The sequence below is a fragment of the Pseudomonas fluorescens genome (assembly GCF_003732425.1).
Taxonomy (GTDB): domain Bacteria; phylum Pseudomonadota; class Gammaproteobacteria; order Pseudomonadales; family Pseudomonadaceae; genus Aquipseudomonas; species Aquipseudomonas fluorescens_BE.
The window spans coordinates 623003-647407 of the sequence record NZ_MOBX01000016.1 but is presented as its reverse complement, the minus strand read 5'-3'; the positions used below and the strand labels follow the sequence as shown (position 1 = coordinate 647407).

20 protein-coding genes are annotated in these 24405 nt (G+C 60.9%); 16 read left to right on the top strand and 4 right to left on the bottom strand.

The annotated features are described in order from the left end of the window. The first annotated feature begins 287 nt into the window (after positions 1 to 287). The 6 genes from BK670_RS28665 to BK670_RS28640 all read left to right on the top strand — a co-directional run bounded on the left by BK670_RS28665 (position 288) and on the right by BK670_RS28640 (position 8591). The gene (locus tag BK670_RS28665; protein WP_123454853.1) at positions 288 to 1865 is read left to right on the top strand and encodes a glycosyltransferase; all 1578 of its coding nucleotides are present in this window, start codon (positions 288 to 290) and stop codon (positions 1863 to 1865) included. After that, positions 1859 to 3160: a glycosyltransferase gene (locus tag BK670_RS28660; RefSeq protein ID WP_123454850.1), complete on the top strand. Its 1302-nt coding sequence runs from the start codon at positions 1859 to 1861 to the stop codon at positions 3158 to 3160. The genes BK670_RS28665 and BK670_RS28660 overlap by 7 nt, the downstream gene beginning before the upstream one ends. Next, on the top strand, positions 3157 to 4311 hold the full coding sequence (locus BK670_RS28655) for an acyltransferase family protein (protein WP_123454848.1): 1155 nt from the start codon (positions 3157 to 3159) through the stop codon (positions 4309 to 4311). The genes BK670_RS28660 and BK670_RS28655 overlap by 4 nt, the downstream gene beginning before the upstream one ends. Further along, the gene (locus BK670_RS28650; protein WP_123454845.1) at positions 4305 to 5144 is read left to right on the top strand and encodes a class I SAM-dependent methyltransferase; all 840 of its coding nucleotides are present in this window, start codon (positions 4305 to 4307) and stop codon (positions 5142 to 5144) included. The genes BK670_RS28655 and BK670_RS28650 overlap by 7 nt, the downstream gene beginning before the upstream one ends. A 137-nt stretch (positions 5145 to 5281) precedes the next feature. Further along, entirely contained in the window at positions 5282 to 6466 is a 1185-nt protein-coding gene (locus BK670_RS28645) for a DUF3142 domain-containing protein (protein WP_123454843.1), read from the top strand. Further along, entirely contained in the window at positions 6453 to 8591 is a 2139-nt protein-coding gene (locus BK670_RS28640) for a hypothetical protein (RefSeq protein ID WP_123454841.1), read from the top strand. Before BK670_RS28645 ends, BK670_RS28640 begins: the two co-directional genes overlap by 14 nt. On the opposite strand, the gene BK670_RS28635 is transcribed toward BK670_RS28640, so the two are convergent. Further along, a complete protein-coding gene (locus BK670_RS28635) occupies positions 8588 to 9217 on the bottom strand; it encodes a LysE family translocator (RefSeq protein ID WP_123454839.1) in 630 nt (209 codons plus the stop codon). The two genes, BK670_RS28640 and BK670_RS28635, sit on opposite strands and share 4 nt — an antisense overlap. 144 nt (positions 9218 to 9361) lie before the next feature. On the opposite strand from BK670_RS28635, the gene BK670_RS28630 reads away from it, so the two are divergent. Next, positions 9362 to 9835 carry an Lrp/AsnC family transcriptional regulator gene (locus tag BK670_RS28630; RefSeq protein ID WP_123454836.1) on the top strand — a complete coding sequence of 158 codons (474 nt, stop codon included), beginning with the start codon at positions 9362 to 9364 and terminating at the stop codon, positions 9833 to 9835. Between the two features lie 131 nt (positions 9836 to 9966). On the opposite strand, the gene lpdA is transcribed toward BK670_RS28630, so the two are convergent. Further along, positions 9967 to 11367, bottom strand: a complete 1401-nt coding sequence (lpdA, locus tag BK670_RS28625) for a dihydrolipoyl dehydrogenase (RefSeq protein ID WP_123454834.1) — start codon at positions 11365 to 11367, stop codon at positions 9967 to 9969. Positions 11368 to 11578: 211 nt separating this feature from the next. On the opposite strand from lpdA, the gene hflK (BK670_RS28620) reads away from it, so the two are divergent. The 8 genes from hflK (BK670_RS28620) (at position 11579) to cfaB (ending at position 20850) form a co-directional block, all read left to right on the top strand. Continuing rightward, positions 11579 to 13540: a protease modulator HflK gene (hflK, locus tag BK670_RS28620; RefSeq protein ID WP_123454832.1), complete on the top strand. Its 1962-nt coding sequence runs from the start codon at positions 11579 to 11581 to the stop codon at positions 13538 to 13540. After that, positions 13537 to 14574, top strand: coding sequence for a protease modulator HflC (gene hflC, locus BK670_RS28615; protein WP_123454829.1), 1038 nt, complete (start codon positions 13537 to 13539; stop codon positions 14572 to 14574). Before hflK (BK670_RS28620) ends, hflC begins: the two co-directional genes overlap by 4 nt. Then, entirely contained in the window at positions 14571 to 15620 is a 1050-nt protein-coding gene (gene hflK / locus BK670_RS28610; protein WP_123454827.1) for a protease modulator HflK, read from the top strand. The genes hflC and hflK (BK670_RS28610) overlap by 4 nt, the downstream gene beginning before the upstream one ends. Beyond that, entirely contained in the window at positions 15617 to 17524 is a 1908-nt protein-coding gene (locus BK670_RS28605) for a heavy metal translocating P-type ATPase (protein ID WP_123454824.1), read from the top strand. The genes hflK (BK670_RS28610) and BK670_RS28605 overlap by 4 nt, the downstream gene beginning before the upstream one ends. A 110-nt stretch (positions 17525 to 17634) precedes the next feature. Further along, positions 17635 to 17886: a BufA2 family periplasmic bufferin-type metallophore gene (bufA2, locus tag BK670_RS28600; protein WP_123454821.1), complete on the top strand. Its 252-nt coding sequence runs from the start codon at positions 17635 to 17637 to the stop codon at positions 17884 to 17886. A gap of 65 nt (positions 17887 to 17951) precedes the next feature. Continuing rightward, positions 17952 to 18797, top strand: a complete 846-nt coding sequence (bufB, locus tag BK670_RS28595; protein WP_123454819.1) for an MNIO family bufferin maturase — start codon at positions 17952 to 17954, stop codon at positions 18795 to 18797. Then, complete coding sequence (locus BK670_RS28590; RefSeq protein WP_123454817.1) at positions 18788 to 19576, top strand: HvfC/BufC N-terminal domain-containing protein; 789 nt, start codon at positions 18788 to 18790, stop codon at positions 19574 to 19576. Before bufB ends, BK670_RS28590 begins: the two co-directional genes overlap by 10 nt. Positions 19577 to 19662: 86 nt before the next feature. Continuing rightward, positions 19663 to 20850, top strand: coding sequence for a C17 cyclopropane fatty acid synthase CfaB (cfaB, locus tag BK670_RS28585; protein ID WP_123454815.1), 1188 nt, complete (start codon positions 19663 to 19665; stop codon positions 20848 to 20850). Positions 20851 to 20882: 32 nt separating this feature from the next. Here the strand turns inward: cfaB and cls are convergent, their stop codons facing one another. Further along, positions 20883 to 22322 carry a cardiolipin synthase gene (gene cls, locus BK670_RS28580; protein ID WP_123454813.1) on the bottom strand — a complete coding sequence of 480 codons (1440 nt, stop codon included), beginning with the start codon at positions 22320 to 22322 and terminating at the stop codon, positions 20883 to 20885. A 133-nt stretch (positions 22323 to 22455) separates the two neighbouring features. Here cls and BK670_RS28575 point away from each other — a divergent pair, with 133 nt between their 5' ends. Next, positions 22456 to 22974: a DUF3617 domain-containing protein gene (locus BK670_RS28575; RefSeq protein ID WP_034152149.1), complete on the top strand. Its 519-nt coding sequence runs from the start codon at positions 22456 to 22458 to the stop codon at positions 22972 to 22974. A 98-nt stretch (positions 22975 to 23072) separates the two neighbouring features. Here the strand turns inward: BK670_RS28575 and BK670_RS28570 are convergent, their stop codons facing one another. Further along, on the bottom strand, positions 23073 to 24404 hold the full coding sequence (locus BK670_RS28570) for a dihydroorotase (protein ID WP_123454811.1): 1332 nt from the start codon (positions 24402 to 24404) through the stop codon (positions 23073 to 23075). Position 24405: the final 1 nt, after the last annotated feature.

The following is a 24405-nucleotide window of genomic DNA, read 5'->3' as shown; positions in this document are numbered from 1 at the left end:
CAGCAATTTCAACCGGCCAAACCGTGACCGGTCAGTTCTCGTTAGCGTAGTACGATTTATTCCCGTCCGGCGGTTCCCGGATCCTTGATGGATGTGTTTAGAATGGCCCTCGTCGCTATTTCCTCCGGTCTGCCGTGGGCGTAGCGCAACGGGGTGAAACTGACCACTAAAACAAAAACGAAGGCGGGTCTGAGGTTGCTGGACAAGCTGCGGCGATGCCGACTTGATCCAACGCCCGGTCGTCATGACATGAGGTTGCCAGGACGGCGGCTTCATCGTGGGATGCCATGAATTTCATTCTTTACTCGGACGTCAATGACAGTTCCATCGGCCAGAGTCTCGGCCGTCCGGAATACAGTTACTACTTCGTGCTCAAAGCTTATCGCCCGGTGCTGGAAAGTCTTGGGCATGTGCACGTGGTGTCGTCTACCGCCGACGTCGATCCGCTGTATCGACAACTGCTCGCCGCCGGCGAAGACAGCCTGTTTCTGTCGTTCACTCCGCCGCAGAAAACCCCGGTCGACCTCGAATGCCCGACAGTGTGTGTGGTGGCCTGGGAGTTCGACTCGATTCCTGACGAACAGTGGGACAACGACCCGCGTCAGGACTGGACGCAGATGCTCGCTCGCCATGGGCGGGTTATCACGCTGTCGAGCCACACCGCTCGAGCCATCCGTCGTGCCATGGGCGAAGACTTCCCGGTGTTGGTTTTGCCCACGCCGCTGTGGGAAAACTTCGCGGCAATTCGTCAGCAGACGCTCAGTCTGCCGGTCAAACCCGGCACGTCGCTGGCGATCAAAGGCTGCATTTTCGATACCCGTACCCTCGGCCTCTGCGCCGATGCGCTGATCCCTACGCCGATCACGCCGGAAGAGGAAGCCGCGCTGGCGGCCGAAATCGAAGCCGCACGTCCGCCACCGCTGACCCTCAAACGCCGCTTCGTCATTGCCCGGCATTACCTGCGTCTATGGGCGCTGGATCTTGGACACGCGCAGGCAGAGCCGGTGCCACGGGTGAAATTTCTCTATAACTGGTATTGGGAAGGTGTTCGCGACCTGGTGCCGGATACGCTGCACGGCTGGCTGGAACAACGCCTGCCGGCCGTGTGTGGGCCGCTGCCGTTACCCGTAGTAGAACCGGTGACGCTGAACTTGCCGGACACCACTTCGGTGGTCGAAACCACGGTCGACGGTGTGGTTTATGTCACTGTCTTCAACCCCAAGGATGGCCGCAAGAACTGGCATCAACTGATCACCGCATTCTGTTGGGCGTTTCGCGAAACGTCCGACGCGACGCTTGTGTTGAAGATTACGCAGAACGATCTGGCTTCCTACTACAGCGAGTTGATGACATTGCTTGCGCAACTCACCCCGTTCGCCTGCCGGGTGGTGGTGATGCACGGTTATCTCGACGACACGCAGTACGCCAGGCTGTATCAGGCCGCAAGTTTCTACGTGAACGCCTCGCGCTGTGAAGGTCTGTGCCTGCCGCTCATGGAGTTCATGTCCAGCGGCACACCGGTGATCGCCCCCGCTCACACGGCGATGGAAGACTACATCGATGACGCGGTGGCATTCGTGATCAAGTCCAGCGAAGAGCTGACGATCTGGCCGCAGGATACCCGCATCATCTACCGTACTTTGCGCTATCGCCCGGACTGGGGCTCGCTGAAAAACGCCTACGAACACAGCTATCGGATGGCCAAGACCCAGCCTCAGGATTATCAGCGGATGTCCATGGCCGCCATCGAACGCATGCACGATTACTGCGCGTTCGCCCCGGTACAAAAGCGCATGGCGGACTTTTTCGCGCTGGCACCCGAGGCTGTCGATGCCGCGCCCGTGACGGATAACGCCTCATGCTGATCATCATTCATTCGGAAACCAACCAGCACACCATCGCGCAGAACCTCGGGCGTTCGGAGTACAGCTATTACTTCGTGCTCAAGGAATACCGTCCGGTGCTCGAACGGCTCGGGCAAGTGGTGGAAGTGCTCGATCCGCAAGCTGAGGTCGATGCGCTGTACCTGGAATGCCTGAGCCGTGGCGAGCCGTGTGTCTTTCTGTCGTTCTCGCCGCCGCATCGCACCCCGGTGCACCTGGCGTGCCCGACGTTGCCGGTGTTTGCGTGGGAATTCAGCACCATCCCCAACGAGCCGTTTGCCGGTGAGCCTCGCAACGACTGGCGCACGGTGTTGGCAGCCTGTGGCGCAGCGATCACCCATTCCAGTTACACGGTCAACGCCGTGCGCGAAGCGATGACGGATGACTACCCGATCGTTGCGGTGCCGGCACCGGTGTGGGATCGCTTTGCCGCGCGCGGTTCGCAGTTGCAGGGGCAAACCACGACGGAGCCGTTGCGCCTGACGATCAAAGGGCTGGTAGCGGACAGCCGCACGCTCGATTTGAATGCGTTCGGCCCGGCGCATTTGCGCACCGGCCCCGGCATCGATTTCTCCGCGCCGGTCACCGCGCAGGAACTGTTGCTCGACGGCGTGGTGTACACCTCGGTGTTCAATCCTGGCGACGGGCGTAAGAACTGGGAAGACATGCTCAGCGCCTTCTGTGTGAGTTTCCGCGACGTCGAAGACGCCACGCTGGTCCTGAAACTGACCCATCACGATGCCGAAGAAGCGCTCAGCGACATCCTGCATCACCTGTACAAAAACCAGTCCTACCGCTGCCGCATCGTGTTGATCTACGGCTATCTCGCCGACCCGGATTACGAACGGTTGGTGCAGGCCACCCGTTACGTGGTCAACACCTCGTATGGCGAAGGTCAGTGCTTGCCGCTGATGGAGTTCATGTCCTGCGGCAAACCGGCGGTGGCGCCGCGCACCACGGCGATGATCGATTACCTGAGCACTGACAATGCCTTTCTGATCGAGTCCACCGACGAACTCACCGCCTGGCCGCACGACCCGCGCCGAGCCTTTCGCACCTTGCGTTACGTAACCAACTGGGCGTCGTTGTGTGAAGCCTACAAGGCCAGTTACGACGTGGCGAAAAACCACCCGGCGCGTTACGCACAGATGTCGGCGCAAGCCGTCAGCAGCCTGCAAGGTTTCTGCAGTCAGGCTGTGGCACAACAGCGTCTGCAAGTGTTCCTCGCGCAATTGTTCGAACAGCGCACCATGGCCCTGGAAACCCCCGAAGCATGAGCAGCAAACGGATTATGGACATTGAAGTCCTGCGCGCGATTGCTGTGCTGGGCGTGTTGTTCCACCACATGCAGGGCAGCCTGTTCACCGACCCGGTGCCGTTGCTGGAGAAGATTCATGGCTGGGCGCAGCCGTGGTGGGGCGTCGATCTGTTCTTCGCGATCTCCGGTTTTGTCATCGCCCGTAGCCTGATCCCGACGCTGCAAGGTTGTACGACTCGCCGGGAATATTGGCAGCAAACGCGCAATTTCTGGCTGCGCCGGGCGTTTCGCCTGTTGCCCTCGGCCTGGTTGTGGCTGGCGCTGATGTTGCTGGCCTGCGTGTTTCTCAACCGTTCCGGGGCGTTCGGGACGTTGTCCGCGAACCTGCAAGCGACGCTGGCCGGGGTGCTGCAGTACGCGAACTTCCGTTTTGCCGACAGCTTCTTTCATTACGAGTACGGCAGCAGTTTCGTTTACTGGAGCCTGGCGCTGGAGGAGCAGTTTTATCTGCTGTTCCCGCTGTTGATTCTGCTGTTTCGCCAGCGTCTGGTCTGGGCATTGCTGGTGCTGGTGGCGGTGCAGATTCTGACCGTGCGCACGCCGTTACTGATGGTCGTGCGGACAGACGCGCTGGCCCTCGGCGTGTTGTTGGCGATGTGGAGCGCGCAGCCGAGTTATCAACGCTGGCAGCCGACCTTCTTGCATCGACCGTGGGCCGGAATTTCGGCATTGATCGCCATCGGATCACTGTTGAGCTTCATGGCCACCGACCGTTTCACTTTTGCCCCTTACCGCATCGGATCGATTGCCGTACTCGGCGCCTTGCTCGTGTGGATCGCTTCGTACAACCGCGACTACCTGATGCCTGCCGGTGCTGTGCAGCGTGTGCTGGCGTGGGTCGGCAGTCGCTCCTACGGTATGTACCTGATCCACATTCCGGCCTATCAACTGGTGCGTGAACTGATCTTCCGTCTGCAGAACGCCGGTTTGCCAAGCCCCGCCGGGCATCCGATCGTCACATTGTTGCTGGCGTTCGGCCTGATCGTGCTGCTCAGCGAACTGAATTATCGCGTTATCGAAATGCCGATGCGCAACCGTGGCGCTGCGCTGGTCAAACGCCTCGGCACGTCCCGAACCGCCATCCCATCCTCTGGAGCCACCTCATGCTGAGCCTTTTGAAGAAACTCACGGCGGGCACGCCTGCTCCGGTCGCCGCGCCGCCTGTCGCGGCGGTCGCCGAGAAGACCGATCCGTACATGCTCGGCCTGCACGATGCGATGCTCAGTGGCTGGTTCAACCAGGAAACCGGCGAGCTGTTCAAAGGCTTTCCGGTGACCGCCGCCGACACCTTGCTCGACGTCGGCTGCGGCGATGGCGGCAACGTGCATTTTTGCGGCATGCGTGGAGCGAAGATCATCATCGCCGACATTGATGGCGCCAAGGTCGAAGCGACCCGTCAGCGTCTCAGCGATACGCCAGCGCGGGACATCGAATGCCACGTCACCGACTGCAATCCGCTGCCGATCGCCGACGGCACGGCCACGCGTGTGGTCTCCACTGAAGTGATCGAGCACGTCGACGATCCGGCGCAGTTCCTTGCCGAACTGGTACGCGTCGGCAAGCCGGGTGCCCTGTACCTGCTGAGCGTGCCGCACCCAAGCTCCGAAGACCTGCAAAAAGACATCGCCGCCGCCGAGTATTTCCAGAAGCCCAACCACATTCGCATCATCAGCGAAGAACAGTTCAAGGCGATGGTCAGCGAGGCCGGGCTGGAGGTCATCAGCCACAGCCAGTACGGTTTTTACTGGTCGATGTGGATGTTGCTGTTCTGGGAAGCCAAGGTCGATTTCAGTAACCCGGATCATCCGCTGCTCAACCACTGGGCGGACACCTGGCAAGCTGTGCTGGATTCGCCGCGCGGCGCGCAGATCAAACAGGCGCTGGATGCGGTGGTTGCGAAAAGCCAGGTGATCATCGCCCGCAAACCCGCCGCACCCCTGTAGGAGCTGCGGCACGCTGCGATCTTTTGATCTTGATCCTAAAAAACAAGATCAAAAGATCGCAGCCTCGTTTCACTCGACAGCGCCTACAGGATTTTTGTGTAACCTTGCAGCCTTGTGGTGTCAGGGGGTTGGAAGGTATGCGATTTATTGTGGGGCTGTTCTTGGGCATCTTGCTTGTGGGTTGTAAACAGCAAGACGCGCCACCCCTCGACCAACAACTCTACATCTGGCAACGCCAATGGACGCCGGCCCACGAGGCGGCGCTGCGTGACAGCCACGATGACTTCTCGACGCTGCGCGTGCTCGCCCTGCAAGCCTTTCCCAATGCCGGATGGAGCCGCGCGCGAATCGATGCGCCGTTACTGAAAGCCGATGGTCGTGCGCTGATTGCGGTGATCCGTCTCGACGGCCAGCTCAGGTCGCTGGATCAGGAACAAGTCACCACGCAAATTCTTCAGGTACTCGCCGATTGGCAGACGCAAGGCCTGGCGCTGAGCGGCGTCGAGATCGATCACGATGCCGGTAACGCACGTTTGCCGGCCTACGCTGAATTTCTCAAACATCTGCGTGCGGCGTTGCCGACAAATATCCCGCTGAGCATCACGGCGCTGCCGGCCTGGCTCGACAGTGCGCAATTGCCGGCGCTGCTGCAAACCGTCGACAGCAGCGTGCTGCAAGTGCATGCCGTCAGCGATCCGCGTCGGGGTTTGTTCGATCCTGATCAAGCCTTGAAATGGGCCAAGGCCTGGGCAGGTATCACCGATAAACCGTTTTATCTGGCGCTGCCGGCGTACGGCGTAGCGCTGTTGCCGGATGCTGGCGGGGCGCCGGTGGTGGAGAGCGAAGTGCAACTTGAGCGTGGCGGTGAGCGGCGGGAATTGCTCGCTGATCCGCTGCAATTGAGCCAACTCGCTCAGGCATTGCGCAAAGACCCGCCGGCGCATCTGGCGGGGCTGATCTGGTTCCGCTTGCCGCTGGCCAATGATCGCCGCGCCTGGAGCCTGACCACCCTGCGCGCGGTCGCCCGTGGTGATCGACTCGCCAGTCGGCTCGGCGTGACGGTCAGCGAACACGACGGTCTCTACGACATCCAGCTCGACAACCCCGGCAACCTCGACACTGCCTGGCCCGCGCAGATCACGTTGAAGGCGAAAAGCTGCGAAGGCGCCGATGCGCTCGCCGGTTACTCGTTGCAACAAAGCCCCGATCTGCTTACCTTCACCCGCCTGCGCGACGGCCGCTTGCCGGCGGGTGGGCAGCGCGCTATCGGTTGGGCGCGTTGCGCCAATATTGATCAAGGAGGTTCGCATGTTGACCCGTAACTGGCCCCGCCATCTGCTCTGCCTGAGCCTCTGCCTGCCGCTGGGTTCGGCACTGGCCTGTGGGCCGGATTTCCCGATGCGCCTGCTCGACAATCGCGGTCAGACCCTCGCGGACCTGCCTGAGGGTAACTTCAACTTCGAACTCAGTCGCCTCGGCAAAGCCATCGCCGGGCTGAAGAACGTCACCGCTGCGACGCACAATCCCAACGACGTGTACGGCGAGGAAAACGCCGCCGCCGAGTCTCGGGAAATTGCCGAACAAGCCGGCCTGAGCGCCGAGCAGCAAGGTTTGGTCAAGCAATTGCGCGGCCTGACCGATGCGCGTCAGGTCGAGGCGCAGGGCGCCAGTCTGCCGGCGGAAATCCGCTTGTACGTGGCCGGTGCGGTGGCGTTTGCCACCGGGGATCATCAACTTGCCGTCGAGTATTTCAGCAAGCTTCTGGCACTGCCGGCGGACCAGCGTCCGTTGCGCAGCACGTGGGCGGCGTATTCGCTGGGCCGCAGCTGGTTCGCCATGAGCAGCGAAGGCGCGGATGCGGTCGAGGCGCTGGAGCAAGCGCGTGACGCCTTCCGCCAGACCCGGCAGATGAGCATCGACGGTTTCAGCGATCCGCTGGAGCTGGGTGTCGCCAGTCTCGGCGAAGAGGCTCGGGTGCTGCGTTCTGGCGGCGACTGGAGCGGCGCCATCGAGTTGTATGAAGCACAAAACCTTCACGGCTCGGGCGTGGGTTACACCTCGCTCAAGCAATTGATGAATGAACTGGCGGAGTTGCCCGAGGCCAAACTCGCCGAGTTGCTGCAGCACAAGGCCGTGCAGCAACTGGTCACGGCATCGCTGGTCAGCCGCCAGGGCTGGTCGTTTGGCGATGAGCCGCCGAACGAGAAGAAACTGGTCAAGCTGCTGCAAAACAGCACCCGCGGCAGCCTCGAAAATGCCGATCGTCTGGCGGCGATGAGTTATCAACAGGGCGATTACGCCGGCGCCAAGGCCTTCCTTGAAAATGCCGGTGACGGCGGCCTGGCATGGTGGTTACGGGCGAAACTGGCGGTACGCGACGGCGATAAAAATACCGCTGCGGCAGCTTATGCCAAAGCCGCGCAGGTCTTCCCGCAGAACGAAGACTGGGGTTATCGACGTACGCCGGACTGGGCGTTTGAAAGCGTTCAGCCGAAGTGCCGGGTCGAAGGCGAAAGCGCGATTCTTGCGTTGCAGCGCGGCGAATATCTGCAAGCCTTCGTGCAGTTGTATCGCAGCAACAGCACCTATTGGTTCGACGCCGCCACCGTGGCCGAACGCGTGCTGACGGTCGAAGAGCTGAAAAAATACGTCGACGACAACGTCCCGGCGCCGCCAGCGTTGACCCAGCAGCAGCGCGACAACTATGTACCGCTGCCGGTCGCCGCCAGCCTGCGCAATTTGCTCGGTCGACGCTTGTTGCGCGAAGGGCATTACGCCGACGCGGTGGCTTATTTCGACAATCCCGACCTGCAAAACAAGGCTCGACTGTACGGCGAACAACGGCTGAAGGCCGATGCCGCATGGTGGCCGACCAAACGCGCCAGTGCCTTGTACAACGCCGCGTGGACGGCCCGCGAGTGGGGCATGGATATTCTCGGTTACGAGATGGCGCCGGACTACGCCACGTTCGGTGGCAACTACAGTCTGGAAACCACGGAGCTGAAAGTCGGCCCGCTGGTGAGCGAGGCCGAAGTGCAACGTCAGGCTGCAAGCGAAGCGAAACCGGATCAGCGCTATCACTACCGTTTCGTCGCCACCGAGCTGGCCGGGCGCGCCGCTGACAATCTGCCGCACACCAGTCAGGCATTCGCTGCCGTGCTGTGCAACGCGGCCGGCTGGAACAGCAGCCTGGAAGATCAGAGCGCGTTGTATCAGCGTTACATCAAGGAAGGTCCGTTCGTACCGTGGGCCGTTGATTTCGGCAATCAGTGCCCGTACCCGGATTTCGAAAACGCCGACAAGCGTTACGTCACCCAGGTAACCGATGCTGTGCGCTCGTCGCTGCGGCCGTATAAGTGGCCGGTTCAGATCGGCGCGATTGTACTGGTCACGGCCGCCGCGTTGCTGCTGATCACCCGTCGCCAGCGTAAGGCCCGCAAAGGCTAAGCCTGCTGGACGAACGTCAGGCGCACGGCGAAACCGATCAACAGGCTGCCGAACAGCCATTGTTGTACGCGTTGGGCCGTTGGACTGTGTTGCAGCCAACGACCCAGCGCGGCGCCGGTGAGGGCGTAGGCGCTGTCGAACAGCAGGCCGACGCCGACCAGCAGCATGCCGAGTACGGCGAATTGGCTCAGTACCGGCGCGCCGTCATTGACGATGAATTGCGGCAGCAGCACCGAGCAGAACAGCAGCGCTTTGGGGTTGAGCAGGTTGGTCAGCAAACCGCGTCGGACGGCTTCGCGCCATTGCCCGTGCGCCTCACCAGCCTCACCGGTATTCAGGTTCGGCAACAGGGTGCTGCGCAGGCATTGAATGCCGATCCACAGCAGATACGCCGCCCCCGCCAATCGCACCACCTCGAACGTCCACGGCGCCGCTTTGAACAACGCCGCCAGCCCCAATGCCGCCAGGGCCACGTGACAACCACGGGCAACGCCCAGACCGATAGCAGTGGCCAGCGCCGCGCCGCGTCCCTGCCGGGCACCGGTTTGCAGCAGCAGGATCATGTCCGGGCCGGGCAATAGATAGACCACCGCCAATGCCAGGAAGAACAGCCAGAGACTCGCCATGTTGCAGCCCTTTCGTTGTCGATTCGGTGCGCCAAGTCTAGGGCCGAAGGGCGGGGCAGGTGCTTGCGTAGTCAGCTTCAAAAGCACACCGTATTGGCATAATCTGCTGGTTTTCAACGCCATGACTATCGGGATCTGCCAACCATGAAACTCGACGCCTTCGACCGCAAGATTCTCGCGGCGCTGCAACGCAACGGACGCCTGAGCAATGTCGAGTTGGCGGATGAAATCGGCTTGTCGGCCTCGCCGTGTCTACGCCGGGTGCGAATGCTCGAGGAAGCCGGGGTGATACGTGGCTATCAGGCCAATCTCGATCGCGATGAGGTCGGGCTGGGGCTGACGGTGTTTGTCGGGGTCAAGGTCGAGCGCCACAACGATGAACAGGCCGAGGCGTTCTACAAAGCCGTGACGGCGTTGCCGGAAGTGATTTCGGCGTTTCTGGTGTCGGGGGAATCAGATTTTTTGCTGCAAGTGGTGGTGCCCGATTTGCGCGCGTATGACCGTTTTCTCAGCGGCTGTCTGTTGAAGCTGCCGGGGGTGAGCGACATCCGCAGCAATTTTGCGATTCACACGGTGAAGACGCCGGGGGCTTTACCGTTGGGGCATCTTCCGGCTTGAGACCGAGTTGTCCCCAATCGCGAGCAGGCTCGCTCCCACCGTTGACCGTGTTCCTTCTGGAGGACTGCGGTCGAATGTGGGAGCGAGCCTGCTCGCGAAAGCGGTGGGCCAGCCAATCAACATTCTGGAACTTACATCTGCGTCGCCATCCCCTCGACATTCATCGCCGCCTGGCGCAACGCCTCTGACCGCGTTGGATGCGGATGGCACGTCAACGCAATGTCCTCCGCCGAAGCACTGAACTCCATCGCCACACAAAATTCGCCAATCATCTCACTCACGCTCGGCCCCACGAGATGCACGCCGAGGACTTCATCGGTGCGCTCGTCGGCGATGACTTTGGCGAAGCCTTCAGTCTCGTGGTTGATCTTCGCCCGGCTGTTGGCGGTGAACGGAAATTTGCCGACCTTGTAGGCGCGTCCTTCAGCCTTGAGCTGTTCTTCGGTCTTGCCGACGCTGGCCAGTTCCGGTTTGGTGTAGATCACGTTGGGGATCAGGTCGTAATTGACCTCGCCGGCCTTGCCGTGGATCTGCTCGACGCAGGCCATCGCTTCGTCTTCAGCCTTGTGCGCGAGCATCGGCCCGGAGGTCACGTCGCCGATCACCCAGACCCCGGCGGCTTCGGTGCGGTGCTGTTGGTTGGCGAGCATGCCGCGCTTGTCGGTGCTCAGGCCGACGTTCTCCAGACCGAGACCCTGGGTATAAGGGCGGCGGCCGATGGCTACCAGCACGTAATCGGCTTCCAGCAACTCGGCCGTACCGCCAGCGGCCGGTTCGACGCTGAGCTGCACACCTTCGGCTGATGAGGTGGCGCTGGTGACTTTCGAACTCAACTTGAACGCGATGCCTTGTTTGCTCAGCGAGCGTTGCAGGGTTTTGCCGGCCTCGCCATCGACGCCCGGGCAGATGCGGTCGAGGTATTCGACCACGGTGACCTGCGCGCCCAGTCGCCGCCATACCGAGCCCAGTTCGAGGCCGATGACGCCGGCACCGATCACCACCAGGTGTTTGGGCACTTCGCTCAGGGAAAGCGCGCCGGTTGAATCAAGGATGCGTTTGTTATCGATCTCGACACCGGGCAGGGGAGTGGGCTCGGAGCCGGTGGCGATGATTATGTCCTTCGCGGTCAGTTCGACTTTGCCGCCCTGAGCGTCGGTCACTGTGACCTTGCCGGGGCCGTCGATGTGGCCCCAGCCCTTGATCCAGTCGACCTTGTTCTTGCGAAACAGAAATTCAATGCCTTTGGTCAGGCCGGCCACGCTTTCGTCTTTCTGTTTCATCATCTGCGCGAGGTTGAGCGTCGGTTTGACCTCGATGCCGAGGTTGGCGAATTCCGCACCCATCGCCGCCTCGTAAAGCTCAGATGCATGCAGCAAGGCTTTGGACGGCATGCAACCAACGTTCAGGCAGGTGCCGCCGAGGGTTGCCCGACCTTCGACGCACGCGGCCTTGAGGCCCAGCTGGCCGGCGCGGATCGCCGCGTTATAACCACCGGGGCCGCCGCCCAGAATCACCACGTCATAGTTGCTCATGCACTTGCTCCTGATGGATGGATGCGGATCGCTAAAAGTAGCTCCGGATAAAAATTACGATCGTAATATGTGCGCTTCCGGACATTTCGGTCAAGGCTTCAGGCAAACGACAGGTTGGGCGTCTTTGAATAAGCGTGATTGTGTACGAATATTTCACTCTTTTCGTTATATCGTAACGATGTGCAGCATGGACTAATGAATTTGGGGTGATATGCAAGTCGATCTGGAAGTGGATGGCACGCAAGTGACCGCACTGCCGCGCTTTCAGCAGGCGGCCGTGCAGAGCCGGCGTCTGCGCCGTTGGGCGATCGGCCTCGGCGGATTGGCCGGGGCCGGGTGGGTGCTGGCGTTTTTTGTCGGGCTGTTTGCCCCGCAGTCATTGTGGCTGCCGCTGCTGGTCAATCAGAGCGCCGCGCTGCTGGTGCTGGTTGCCGGGCTGCAATCGGCGTGGTGGGTGACGCGATGGCGTGCGCGGGTGATCAATCCTGTTGTGCTGGCGCCGCTTGTCGTGGAGGAACAACCCGCGCCGCAAGGGTGGTATGAGCGGCTGCTGAATCGCTTGAGTCAGCGCGGTCTGCATCTGCTTGGTCAGATCGGCGCGGCGACGCTGTGGTTGGGTGGCTGGGCGCTGCTGACGGTGCTGAGTATCGAGCAGGTGTGGAATCTGACATTGCCGGCTGCTGCCGTGGGTCTATCGGCAACGGTGGGTGCAGCGTTTGCATTGTTGCTGGCGTTCGGTTTGCTGGTGCTGGAGCGGCAACTGGCTCAGGAAAACCCGGCGCAATGGCCCGAAGCAGGTTCACTCGCGCAACTGACGCGTGTGGCGATCATCAGTCTGGTGCTTGGCGCGCTGTGTTTGTTGTTCGCTGGCGAGAACGCGGTGTGGCCAGTTCGCGTTGCTGTGTTGAGCGGTATCTTGCCGGGATTGGTCGCGATCGAGTTGTTATTGCGTGCCGTTCTTTCAGTTTTCAGTCCTCGTCGCGAGCAGCTTGAGCCGACCCTGCTGGCGCGCAGTTTTGTCGCCGATATGCTGCGCTGGCCACCACAACCTCTACTCGCGTTGCAGCATGAATTGCACAACCGTTTTGGCATCGATCTGCGGCAGATCTGGGCGTTCAGTTACATGCGCCGCGCCTTTTTACCGGTGCTGGCGCTGGTCGCCACAGTGGGTTGGCTGCTCACCGGTCTCCACGAAATCCCGCTACAGGGCCGTGGTATTTATGAGCGTTTCGGCAAACCGGTGCAGGTATTTGGCCCCGGTTTGCACAGCGGTTTGCCTTGGCCGCTGGGGCGGGTGTTGATCATCGAAAATGGCGTGGTGCATGAACTGGCCACCAGCGTCGGCGACAACCCTATTCCGCTGCAAGCCGACCCCGCTGAAGGCCCTGCGCCGATCACCGCCAACCGTTTGTGGGACGCCAGTCACGTCAACGACAAGTCGCAAGTCATCGCCAGCAGCCGTGGCGAGCAGCAGAGCTTTCAGATCGTCAACATGGACGTGCGCTTCGTCTATCGCATCGGCCTCAGCGATCAGGCCGCACTGGCGGCGACGTACAACAGCGCGGATGTGCCAACGCTGATCCGCAGCACCGCCAGCCGGATTCTGGTGCACGACTTTGCCTCGCGCACGCTGGACGGTTTACTCGGTCAAGACCGGGTCGGGCTGGGCGAGGAGATCGGTCGCGCGGTGCAGCGTGATCTGCAATCACTCAACAGTGGCGTTGAAATTCTCGCCACGGTCGTCGAAGCCATTCACCCGCCGGCCGGTGCCGCCAATGCCTATCACAGCGTGCAAGCTGCGCAGATCGGCGCGCAGGCATTGATCTCCCGCGAGCGTGGCGCGGCTGCTGAAGCGAGCAATCAGGCGCAGTTGCAGGCCAGCCTAGCTCGCGATCAAGCCAGCGCCAATGCGCGGGAAACCCGTGCCACGGCGCAGGCGGCGGATCTGCGCTTCAGCGCCGAGCAAAAGGCCTACGCCAGTGCCGGCCAGGCCTTTGTGCTGGAGCAATACCTTGGCCAGCTCGGCCAAGGCCTGAGCAAAGCGAGATTGCTGATACTCGACCACCGTCTGGGCGGCAGCAGCAATGCGCCGACCATCGACCTGCGTACGTTCACGCTGCCGGCTGACCCGACGCCTGCGCGCACCACCGCTCAACCAGGAGTCGCCCATTGAGCCAGTCGCACACACACGATCATCATGACCACGGTGGCCACGATCACGGTCACGGCGGGCATCACCATCACCACGGACATCATCACGGTGCACCGGAAGAGGCGGGGCCTTTTCCTTGGCGGCGGATGGGCTGGGCAGTCTTAGTGGTAGCGTTTGCCATTGCGGCGGCGAGCCTGGTGCAGGTGCGTTCCGGCGAGGCCACGGTTATTACACGCTTTGGCAATCCATCGCGGGTACTGCTTGATCCGGGTTTGAGTTGGCGTTGGCCGGTGCCGTTCGAGGCGGCGATTCCGGTCGACCTGCGTTTGCGCACGACGTCCAGCGGCTTGCAGGATGTCGGCACTCGTGACGGTTTGCGCATCATCGTGCAGGCCTACGTGGCGTGGCAGGTGCAGGGCGATGCGGACAACGTGCAGCGTTTTATGCGTGCGGTGCAGAATCAGCCGGACGAAGCCGCGCGGCAGATTCGTACCTTTGTCGGCTCGGCGCTGGAAACCACCGCGAGCAGTTTTGATCTGGCGAATCTGGTGAACACTGATGCCAGTCAGGTGCGTATCGCCGATTTTGAAGCCCAGTTGCGCCAACAGATCGATCAGCAATTACTCGCGACGTATGGCGTGCGGGTTGTGCAAGTCGGCATCGAGCGTTTGACCTTGCCGTCGGTGACACTCACCGCCACGGTCGATCGTATGCGCGCCGAGCGTGAAACAATCGCCACTGAACGTACGGCCATCGGCAAACGAGAGGCCGCGCAAATCCGTTCTGCTGCCGAGCGCGATGCGCGAATTGTGCAGGCTGACGCAACGGTAAAAGCGGCAGAAATCGAAGCGCAGTCTCGCGTCGAAGCGGCGCAGATTTATGGTCGTGCGTACGCCAGTTCGCCGCAGCTCTACAACCTGCTGCGCTCACTCGACACCCTCGGCACCATCGTCACGCCGGACACCAAACTGATTCTGCGTACCGACGCCGCGCCATTCCGTGTACTGGTTGACGGCCCGCCGACACTCGACAGCAAATCCGGATCGCAGCCATGAATGAAGAAGTTCCACGTGGAACACATGCGCTGAACAGTCCATGGATTCAGGCCGGGCGTTTGGCATTTTTTGCCTTGTACGCGGTAACGATCCTGGCGGCATTGGCCTGGGTGTTTTCCAATGTGCGGCAAATTGATCCGCAAAATCGCGCAGTGGTTTTGCATTTCGGCGCGCTGGATCGCATCCAGAATGCCGGTCTGCTATTGGCCTGGCCGCAGCCATTCGAACAGGTGATTTTGCTGCCGGCAGCCGATCGGGTGATCGAGCGTCGCGTCGAGAATCTGTTGCGCAGTGATGAGGCGTTAAAGGCCGATCGGCTCGCTTCCTTTGCCACCCCCCTGAGCGATGCATTGGCTGGATCCGGTTATTTACTGACCGGTGATGCCGGCGTGGTGCAACTGGATGTGCGGGTGTTTTACAAAGTCACTGACCCTTACGACTTCGTGTTGCAGGGCGAGCATGTCTTGCCGGCGCTGGATCGTCTGGTGACACGCAGCGCGGTGGCGCTGACGGCCGCACGCGATCTGGACACCATTCTGGTCGCTCGCCCGGAGTTGATCGGCGCTGACAATCAAGCCGCGGAACGTCGGGAAAAACTGCGTGGCGATCTGGTGCAAGGCATCAACAAACGTTTGGCCGAGTTGAAGGCAGACGGGCAGGGCATCGGCATCGAAGTGGCGCGAGTCGACGTGCAATCGAGTCTGCCCGATCCCGCTGTCAGTGCTTTCAACGCGGTGCTGACCGCCAGTCAACAGGCCGACAAAGCCGTGGCCAACGCGCGCACCGACGCCGAGAAACTGACCCAGACCGCCAACGAACAAGCCGACCGCACGCTGCAAGTCGCTCACGCGCAGGCTGGTGAGCGCTTGGCCAAAGCCTCTGCCGACACGGCTACGGTGTCGAGTCTGGCCAACACTACCGACCCGCAAATGCTCCTGCGCCTGTACCGCGAGCGCATGCCGAAGATTCTCGGCCAGGCCGGATCGGTGACCACGGTCGACCCGAAAGACGATTCCCGCCTGATCATTCAGGGAGCCAGTAAATGACTGCGACAACCGCCGCACCGAGCCTGTTGTCCTCGGCCGAACAACGCCGCGCTGCACGGCAACTGACCTTGGCTATGCTCGCGCTGGGCCTGTTGGGTCTGGGTTTGATCTGGCGCTGGCAGATGCCCGAGCAAACCGGTGTCAGTCAGTTGCTGCTTGGGTTTGCATCGTTATTGGTGGGCGTGCCGGTGATGCGTTCGGCGTGGTACAGCCTGCGCTATCCGAGCCTGCACGGCATCACCGATCAACTGATCGCCCTGGCGATGCTTGGCGCCTGGGCGACCGGTGATCTGCTGACGGCGGCGTTGCTGCCTATCATCATGATCTTCGGCCATGTGCTCGAGGAGCGTAGCGTCATCGGCTCGCAGGAGGCGATCCATGCCCTTGGCCAACTGACGCGCAGCCATGCGCGCAAGGTTCAAGCAGATGGCTCGATCATCGAAGTGGACAACGGCACGTTGAAGGCCGGCGACACCGTTGAGGTGCGCGCCGGTGATCGGATTCCCGCCGATGGCCGAGTGTTGTCCGGCCAAGCCAGTCTCGACACCGCTTCGATTACCGGTGAATCGGTGCCGGTCGAGGCGGGCGTCGGCCTGTCGGTCTTCGGCGGTGCGATCAACCTCGACGGCCTGCTGCGTATCGAAGTGACGCGCATCGGTGGCGAGTCGACGCTGGGCAAGGTCATTGCATTGATGCAGAACGCCGAACGCTCGAAACCGCCAATCACCCGTTTGCTCGAACGTTACGCCGGCAGCTACATGGTGCTGGTGTTGCTGCTGGCGGCGGTAACCTGGTTTATCACTCACGATGCGCAAGCGATGCTCGCGGTATTGGTCGCTGCCTGTCCGTGTGCGTTGGTACTGTCGGCTCCGGCCACGGCGATTGCCGGTGTGGCGGTGGCCGCACGTCACGGCATTTTGATCCGCAGCTCGGCGTTCCTTGAGGAATTGGCCGACTTGACCTCGCTGGTGGTCGACAAGACCGGCACTCTGACTTACGGCACTCTGCGCTTGCAATCGATCAACGACCCGCGCGCAGAGTCATCCGTGATCATCGCGCTCGCCGCCAGCCTCGGCGCAGCGAGCAGCCACCCGGTCAGTCGTGCGCTCGCGGGGTTGGTCAGTCAGGAAGAGTCTTTACCCCTGACTGATATTCACGAGCGCCAAGGCCTCGGCGTGGTGGCCAAGACCGCGCAGGGTGTAGCCGCGCTGGGCCGACCGGAGTTGTTCGCGCAACTGGGCATCACCACGACAACGGTTCCCGATCACGACGGACCCATCGCCGGGTTGGCATTGAACGGTGAATTCCTCGCCTGGTTGTTGCTCGCCGACACGGTTAAGCCGGAAGCCCGTTTCGCCCTCGACGAATTGCGAGAGTTGGGTCTGGGCCGACAATTGCTCCTGACTGGCGATCGCCAAAGTGTCGCGCAATCGCTGGCCAGAGACGTCGGCTTGCATGAGGTGGAAGCCCAAGCCTTGCCTGAGGACAAACTCAACCGCGTACTCAAGGAAATCAACAGTGGCTTCCGGCCGATGGTGGTCGGTGACGGCATCAACGATTCCCTCGCGCTCAAGGCGGGCGTGGTCGGTGTGGCGATGGGCGCGGGCGGAGCGGACATCGCACTGGCCTCGGCCGACATCGTCTTGATCGGCAGTGACCTGCGCCGCCTCGGTACTTGTGTACGGCTCAGCCGCCAGTGCCGCAAGACGTTGCAGGTCAACGTGATCATCGGCCTGGGCTGGACGCTGGCCATCGTCGTGTTCGCTGCATTCGGTTGGCTGGGTGCCGCCGGGGCGATGATTGCCGCGCTGTTGCACAACCTCAGCACATTGCTGGTCCTTGGTAATGCCGGGCGCTTGCTGCGCTTTCAGGAGCCGTTGCTCAAGCTGGAAAAAGACCGTTGAAATTATTTTTCGATCCTCTGTAACGCCATCGGGGCGGCTCTCTCTAGTGCTATGTCGGGACTGAACAACCTTCCAGCCGACGCCCCTGACGATTACCGAGGATAAGAAAAATGACCATCAAGACCGCTGCTGCTGGTGCCGCTCTCGCTTTGGCCGCCGCCACAATGTTTGCCGGTGTTGCCACGAATGCGATGGCTGCCGATGCCCAAGTCCATTGCTACGGCGTGAACGCGTGTAAAGGCCAGAACGACTGCAAAACCAAAGACCACGCCTGCAAAGGCATGGGTTCCTGCAAAGGCCAGGGCTTCAAGGCGATGACTCAGGCGGCATGCGAAAAAGCCGGTGGCAAGGTCGGCGAATAACTGACCGGCAAGTGTTGCCGCAGTGGTTTGCGCCACTGCGGCCACTTTTTATCAGGAGTCCGCACATGTCTGCTTCTCTTCCTTTTCTGGGTTATGGCCTGGGTTTGCGCAGCGCCTATTACCAGCAGATCCTTGAGCAGTCGCCGGACGTCGACTGGTTTGAAGTGGTCTCGGAAAATTTCATGGTGCAGGGCGGCAAGGCTCTTTATTACCTCGACGCCATCGCCGAGCGCTATCCGCTGGTGATGCACGGCGTATCCCTGTCCATCGGCGGGCCGCATGCCCTCGATCCGGACTATCTGCAACAACTCAAGCAATTGGCCGAACGGGTCCGACCGGCATGGATCTCTGATCACCTGTGCTGGAGCCGTGGCAATGCCCATCAGTTACACGACCTGCTGCCGTTGCCTTACACCGAAGAAAGCCTGGATTACATTGCTGCTCGGGTGATACAGGTTCAGGACATTCTGCAGCGTCCATTGGTGCTGGAGAACGTTTCCAGTTACGTGCGCGGTGCCTCGGATGATTTCACCGAGTGGGAATTTCTCGCAGCGCTGAGCCGCGAGAGCGGCTGTGAATTGCTGCTGGACGTGAACAATGTCTACGTCAGTTCACGCAATCATGGCTTCGATCCGTGGGCTTTCATCAGCAGCCTGCCCATCGATAAAGTTCGCCAATTGCATCTGGCGGGGCACAGTGATTACGGCGATTACGTGATCGACACCCACGACCATCCGGTGAGCGATCCGGTTTGGGCGCTCTATCAACGCACGCTCGAACACTTCGGCCCGGTGGCCACGTTGCTGGAACGCGACGATCATTTTCCGCCCTTCGAAGCGCTGCTCGATGAACTGCAAACGGCCCGTGAGCTCGGCAACAAGGTACTGGCCGGGAGGCAGCAATGCGCCTGAGAGAGTGGCAACTGGCGTTTGAAGCGTTTCTGCTCGAAGAAGACCTCAGCGCAAATCCGACCTTGGGCGAGACTCTGATCGGTGGCCCGACACTGGATGTCGGCACGGGACTGGCGATCTATCACAACGCCTACAAGGCGCGTCTACTGGAAGTCTTGCGCAATGACTTTCCGACGATCCTGCACTGGATGGGCGACGAGGAATTCGACCGACTCGCCGCTGCGTACATCCGCCAGTTTCCGTCAGCGCATTTCAGCCTGCGCTGGTTGGGCAAAGGCTTCGAAGGCTTTGTCCGCGAGCATCTGGTGCCGGAGCAGAGTGCGCCGCTGGCCGAGCTGATTGCGCTCGAATGGGCCTTCACATTGGCCTTCGATGCACCTGCCGCTGCGCCGCTGACGATTGAGGACATGGCGGCTTTGGCTGCGGAGGAGTGGCCGGAATTGCGCGTCAGGGCGGTGCCGTCCATGCAGTGGCTGGAGTGCCGCTTCAATAGCCTTTCATTATGGCGCTCGGTAAAGGAAGAAGAGGAATTCCCTGACAGCGAGGCGCTCGAAATCCCTCAGATCTGTCTGATCTGGCGCAATGAGTTGATCTGCAATTACCGCAGCCTCGATCCGCCGCAAGCCTCGGCCCTCGCGGGCTTGCTCAACAGTGGCTGGAGTTTCTCCGAACTGTGCGCCGAGTTAGCAGTCACTTATGGTGAGGGCGCGCCACTTCAAGCGGTTACCTGGTTGAAACAGTGGATACAGGACGGTTTGCTGGAGCGTCTGCATCGATAGCCAAGGCTAATCAAATCGATAGCCTGCTATTTTTCCCGGATGGTCTACCCTCAGATCTGACGTCTGAAACAAGGGGGGGATTTTCCATGCTCGCGCAACTTCCACCGGCCTTACAGAATCTGCAGCTTCCGCTCCGCCTGCGACTCTGGGATGGCCATGAGTTCAATCTGGGGCCGTCGCCCAGCGTTACCATCGTGGTCAAGGACCCGACAATGGTCACCCAGTTCACCCATCCAAGCCTTGATGCGCTCGGAGCGGCATTTGTTGAAGGCAGACTTGAGCTGGAGGGCTCGATCAGCGAGGTCATCCGGGTCTGCGACGAATTGAGCAACGCTTTGCTCGGCGAAGACGACGACAGTCAGCCAGTGCGTTCGGTGCACGACAAGGAAACCGACGCCAAAGCCATTTCCTATCACTACGATCTGTCCAATGCGTTCTACCAGCTCTGGCTGGACAGCGACATGGCCTATTCCTGCGCATATTTCGAAACGGGCAGTGAATCCCTCGAGCAGGCGCAACAAGCCAAATTCCGCCACCTGTGCCGCAAGCTGCGTTTGCAGCCGGGTGACTATCTGCTGGATGTCGGCTGCGGCTGGGGTGGTCTGGCGCGTTATGCCGCGCGTGAATTCGGCGCCAAGGTGTTTGGTATCACGTTGAGCAAGGAACAACTGGAACTGGCTCGCGAGCGGGTCAAAGCCGAGGGCCTGGAAGAGCAGGTCGAACTGCAATTGCTCGACTATCGCGATCTGCCTCAGGACGGGCGTTTCGACAAGGTGGTCAGCGTCGGCATGTTCGAACACGTTGGCCACGCCAATCTGGCCGAGTACTGCAAGACCCTGTTCGGCGCGGTGAAGGAGGGCGGTCTGGTGATGAATCACGGCATCACCGCCAAACACACTGATGGTCGTCCGGTGGGACGCGGTGCCGGGGATTTCATTGAGAAGTATGTGTTCCCCAACGGCGAATTACCGCACCTGGCGATGATCTCGGCCGAGATCAGCGAAGCCGGTCTGGAGATTGTCGACGTTGAAAGCCTGCGCTTGCACTACGCGCGCACGCTGGACCACTGGAGCGAGCGGCTGGAGGACAACCTTGAAGCCGCTGGCAAACTGGTGCCGGATCAAGCGCTGCGCATCTGGCGCCTGTACCTGGCCGGCTGCGCTTATGCGTTTGCGCGCGGCTGGATCAACCTGCACCAGATCCTCGCGGTGAAGGCGCATGCGGATGGCAGCCATGAATTGCCGTGGACGCGCGACGACATCTATAACCCTTGACCCTTGTTGAGCCTTCTCCATGTGGCAGGGGCTTAAAGAATCGGTGAAATCAGCCGGGCGACCCGCATGCCGATCTGTTGCAGGCGGTGGATCTCCCGGCTTTCTTCTTGGGCGACCTCGTAGGCTTGCGCGAAATCGGCGATGAGCATGTTTTCCACGCTGGCGGCGAAGTCAGTGTCGACGGTCAGCAGCATCACTTCGAAATTCAGCCGGAACGAACGGTTGTCCAGATTGGCGCTGCCGATTGCGCTGATTTCGCTGTCGATCAACACCACTTTCTGATGCAGGAAACCGGGTTCGTAGCGGAATACCCGCACGCCGGCGCGCACGGCTTCAAAGGCGTAGAGACTGGACGCGGCGTAAACGATGCGGTGATCGGGACGCGATGGCAGCAGCAATCGCACGTCGACGCCGCGCAACACGGCCAATCTTAATGCGGCGAATACGGCCTCGTCCGGAATGAAATACGGGCTGGTGATCCACACTCGCTCGGTCGCCGCGTGGATCGCTTCGACAAAGAACAGCGAGCAGGTTTCGTAGGCATCCGCCGGGCCGCTGGCGAGCAGTTGGCAGAGCACGCCGTCATCCGGGTACTCGTCAGGCAGGATCAGTGGCGGCAGGGCGCGCGCGGCCCAGAACCAGTCTTCGGCAAAGGATTCCTGCATGCACGCGACCACCGGGCCGCGTACCTTCACATGCGTATCGCGCCAAGGCGCCAGCGGTGGTTTTTCGCCCATGTACTCATCGCCGACGTTATGCCCGCCGACAAAACCGACGACGCCGTCGACCACGACAATCTTGCGGTGGTTACGAAAGTTGACCTGAAAGCGATTGAGCCAGCCGCTGCGTGTGGCGAAGGCTTTGACCTCGACGCCGCCATCACGCAACGTCTGCACGTAGCTGTGGGGCAGGGCGTGGCTGCCGATGCCGTCGTAAAGCAGATGGATTGCTACGCCTTGAGCAGCCTTCTCCAGTAGCAGATCACGCAGGCGCTGACCGAGCCGATCATCGTGGATGATGAAAAACTGGATCAGCACAGCTTGTTTGGCCTGATCGATCGCGTGGAAAATCGCCTCGAAGGTGGCTGTACCGTTGATCAACAATTGCACTTCGTTGTTCGCCAGACACGGCATGCGTCCGAGTTTGGGCATTGCGCGCAGCGAAGCGTAGGCATTTGAGGCGCGCGCGGTCAGGGCTTCTTCCACCCATGGGCGCCAGTTCAACTCGGAGATGGCCTGGCGCATTTGTTCGTTGGCCTGGCGCCGTGCCTTGATGTAACCGTCAAAGGTGCTACGGCCGAACACCAGGTACGGAATAAGCGTGAGATAGGGAATGAAGATCAGCGACAATGCCCAGGCGATCGAGCCTTGAGCCGTGCGCACGGTGAGCACCGCGTGAACGGCGGCGATCAAACCAAAGGTGTGTATCAGGGCGATCAGATAACCGAAAATGTGCGGTCCAAAATAATCCATGGGGCAGCCTTGCTCCGCAAGATTCTAATGCCTTAACAGACCATGTTCTGTCGCGAATGTCGCTATTTAATTGGGGCATGAACCGAAGCAATCGGCCGACGTCTAACGGCCACTACTGATCAGGAGTTTTTCGATGAACGTTCGTCTGCTGGGTTTGGCGCTGGGCCTGGGTTTGGCATTGCCGGTGGTTGCGCAGGCGCAGATGCTGCAGCCGGGGCTGTGGGAAATGACATCGAGCAACGTCAAGGTCGATGACCAGCCGATGGATGTGCAATCGATCCTCGGCCAGTTACAGGGCCAGATGACCCCGCAACAGCGCGCGGCGCTGGAGAAGAACGGGATCAATATCGGCGGCAAGGGTATTCGTGCCTGCCTCACGCCGGAGCAGGTGGCGACTAACGATATTCCGCTGGCCGACCCGCAATCGGGCTGCAAACAGCAGATCACCGATCGCACCGGCAATCAGTGGAAATTCCGCTTCAGTTGCCCGAAAGCGCAGGGCACCGGGGTGGCGACATTCCTCAGTGATCGTGAATTCACCACCGTGGCCAACGGCACGTTCAACGCCATCGGGATCAACCAGAAGGGCAGTCTGGAAACCCGTGCAGTCTGGCTAGGCCAGGACTGCGGCGCCGTTAAACCCCGCGCATAAAAAGCATCGCCAGCAGGCTGGCTCCCACAGGGAAATGCATTCCACATGTGGGAGCGACGCTGCGACGAATCGACCGGCTCGCGAAAGCGTCATCACATTCAGCGCATAAACCTCAGCGCCAACCCCCGACACGCCTCGTTCACCCGACCTTCCCGCCACGCAATCTTCCCCGACACAATCGTCGTACTCACCTGATGGCGAAAGCTGCGCCCGGCAAACGGCGTCCATCCGCACTGCGACAGAATGGGTTGTCGACTCACTTCCAGCGCTTGCGGCTCTACCAATACCAGATCGGCCCAGTACCCCTCACGTAGATACCCACGATCGGGAATCGCAAACAGATCCGCGACACTGTGGCTGGTCTTCGCCACCAACGTAGTGATTGGCAGCACATCGTCCGCCACCAACTCCATCAGTGCCGGCAACGCGTGCTGCACCAATGGCAAACCCGAAGGTGCCTGCGCATAAGGTTGCTGCTTTTCATCCCAGGTATGCGGTGCATGGTCACTGCCGATCACGTCCAGTCGATTGCTGTTCAGGGCCGCGCGCAACGCATCGCGATCGGCTTGGGTCTTGATCGCCGGATTGCATTTGATCAGGTTGCCGAGGTGGGAGTAGTCGCGATCATCAAACAGCAAATGGTGCAGGCAGACTTCCGCTGTAATGCGTTTTTGCCCCAGCGGTCTGTCTTCGAACAACGCCAGTTCGCGCGCCGTGGTCAGGTGCAAAACGTGCAGGCGCGTGCCGTGACGTTTCGCCAGATCAACCGCCAGTGAAGAAGAGCGATAACAGGCCTCGGCATTACGGATCAACGCATGCGCCGCCGGCGGCAAGTGATCGCCGAACAGCTCATGCAAGTTGGCCGCATTGGCATCGATGCTGGGCGTATGCTCGCAGTGAGCCAAGAGGATCGTCGGCACCTCGGCGAACAGCCGTTCAAGGATCTGCGGATCATCCACCAGCATGTTGCCGGTCGACGCCCCCATGAACACTTTTACGCCTGCCACTTCGCAGGGATTGAGTGCCGCCACCGTGTCGAGGTTGTCCTGACTCACACCAAAGTGAAAGCCGTAGTTGGCCACTGAGTTGATTGCTGCCCGGCGCTTTTTATCCGCCAGTGCGTCGAGGGTGAGGGTGGCCGGGTGGGTGTTGGGCATGTCCATGAAGCTGGTGATGCCACCGGCGACCGCCGCCCGCGACTCGGTGTGAATGCTGCCCTTGGCCGGCGCACCGGGTTCTCGAAAATGCACTTGGTCATCGATCATCCCCGGCAGCAGCCATTGGCCCTTCGCATCGATTTCCACCTTGGCGTTTTCGCCTTCGATGCTGCGGGCAATCTTGACGATGCGCCCATTGCTGACCAACAGATCGCCGTCAAACTCGCGTCCTTCGTTGACCAGTCTTGCGTTGCGAATCAGCACGCTGTCCATG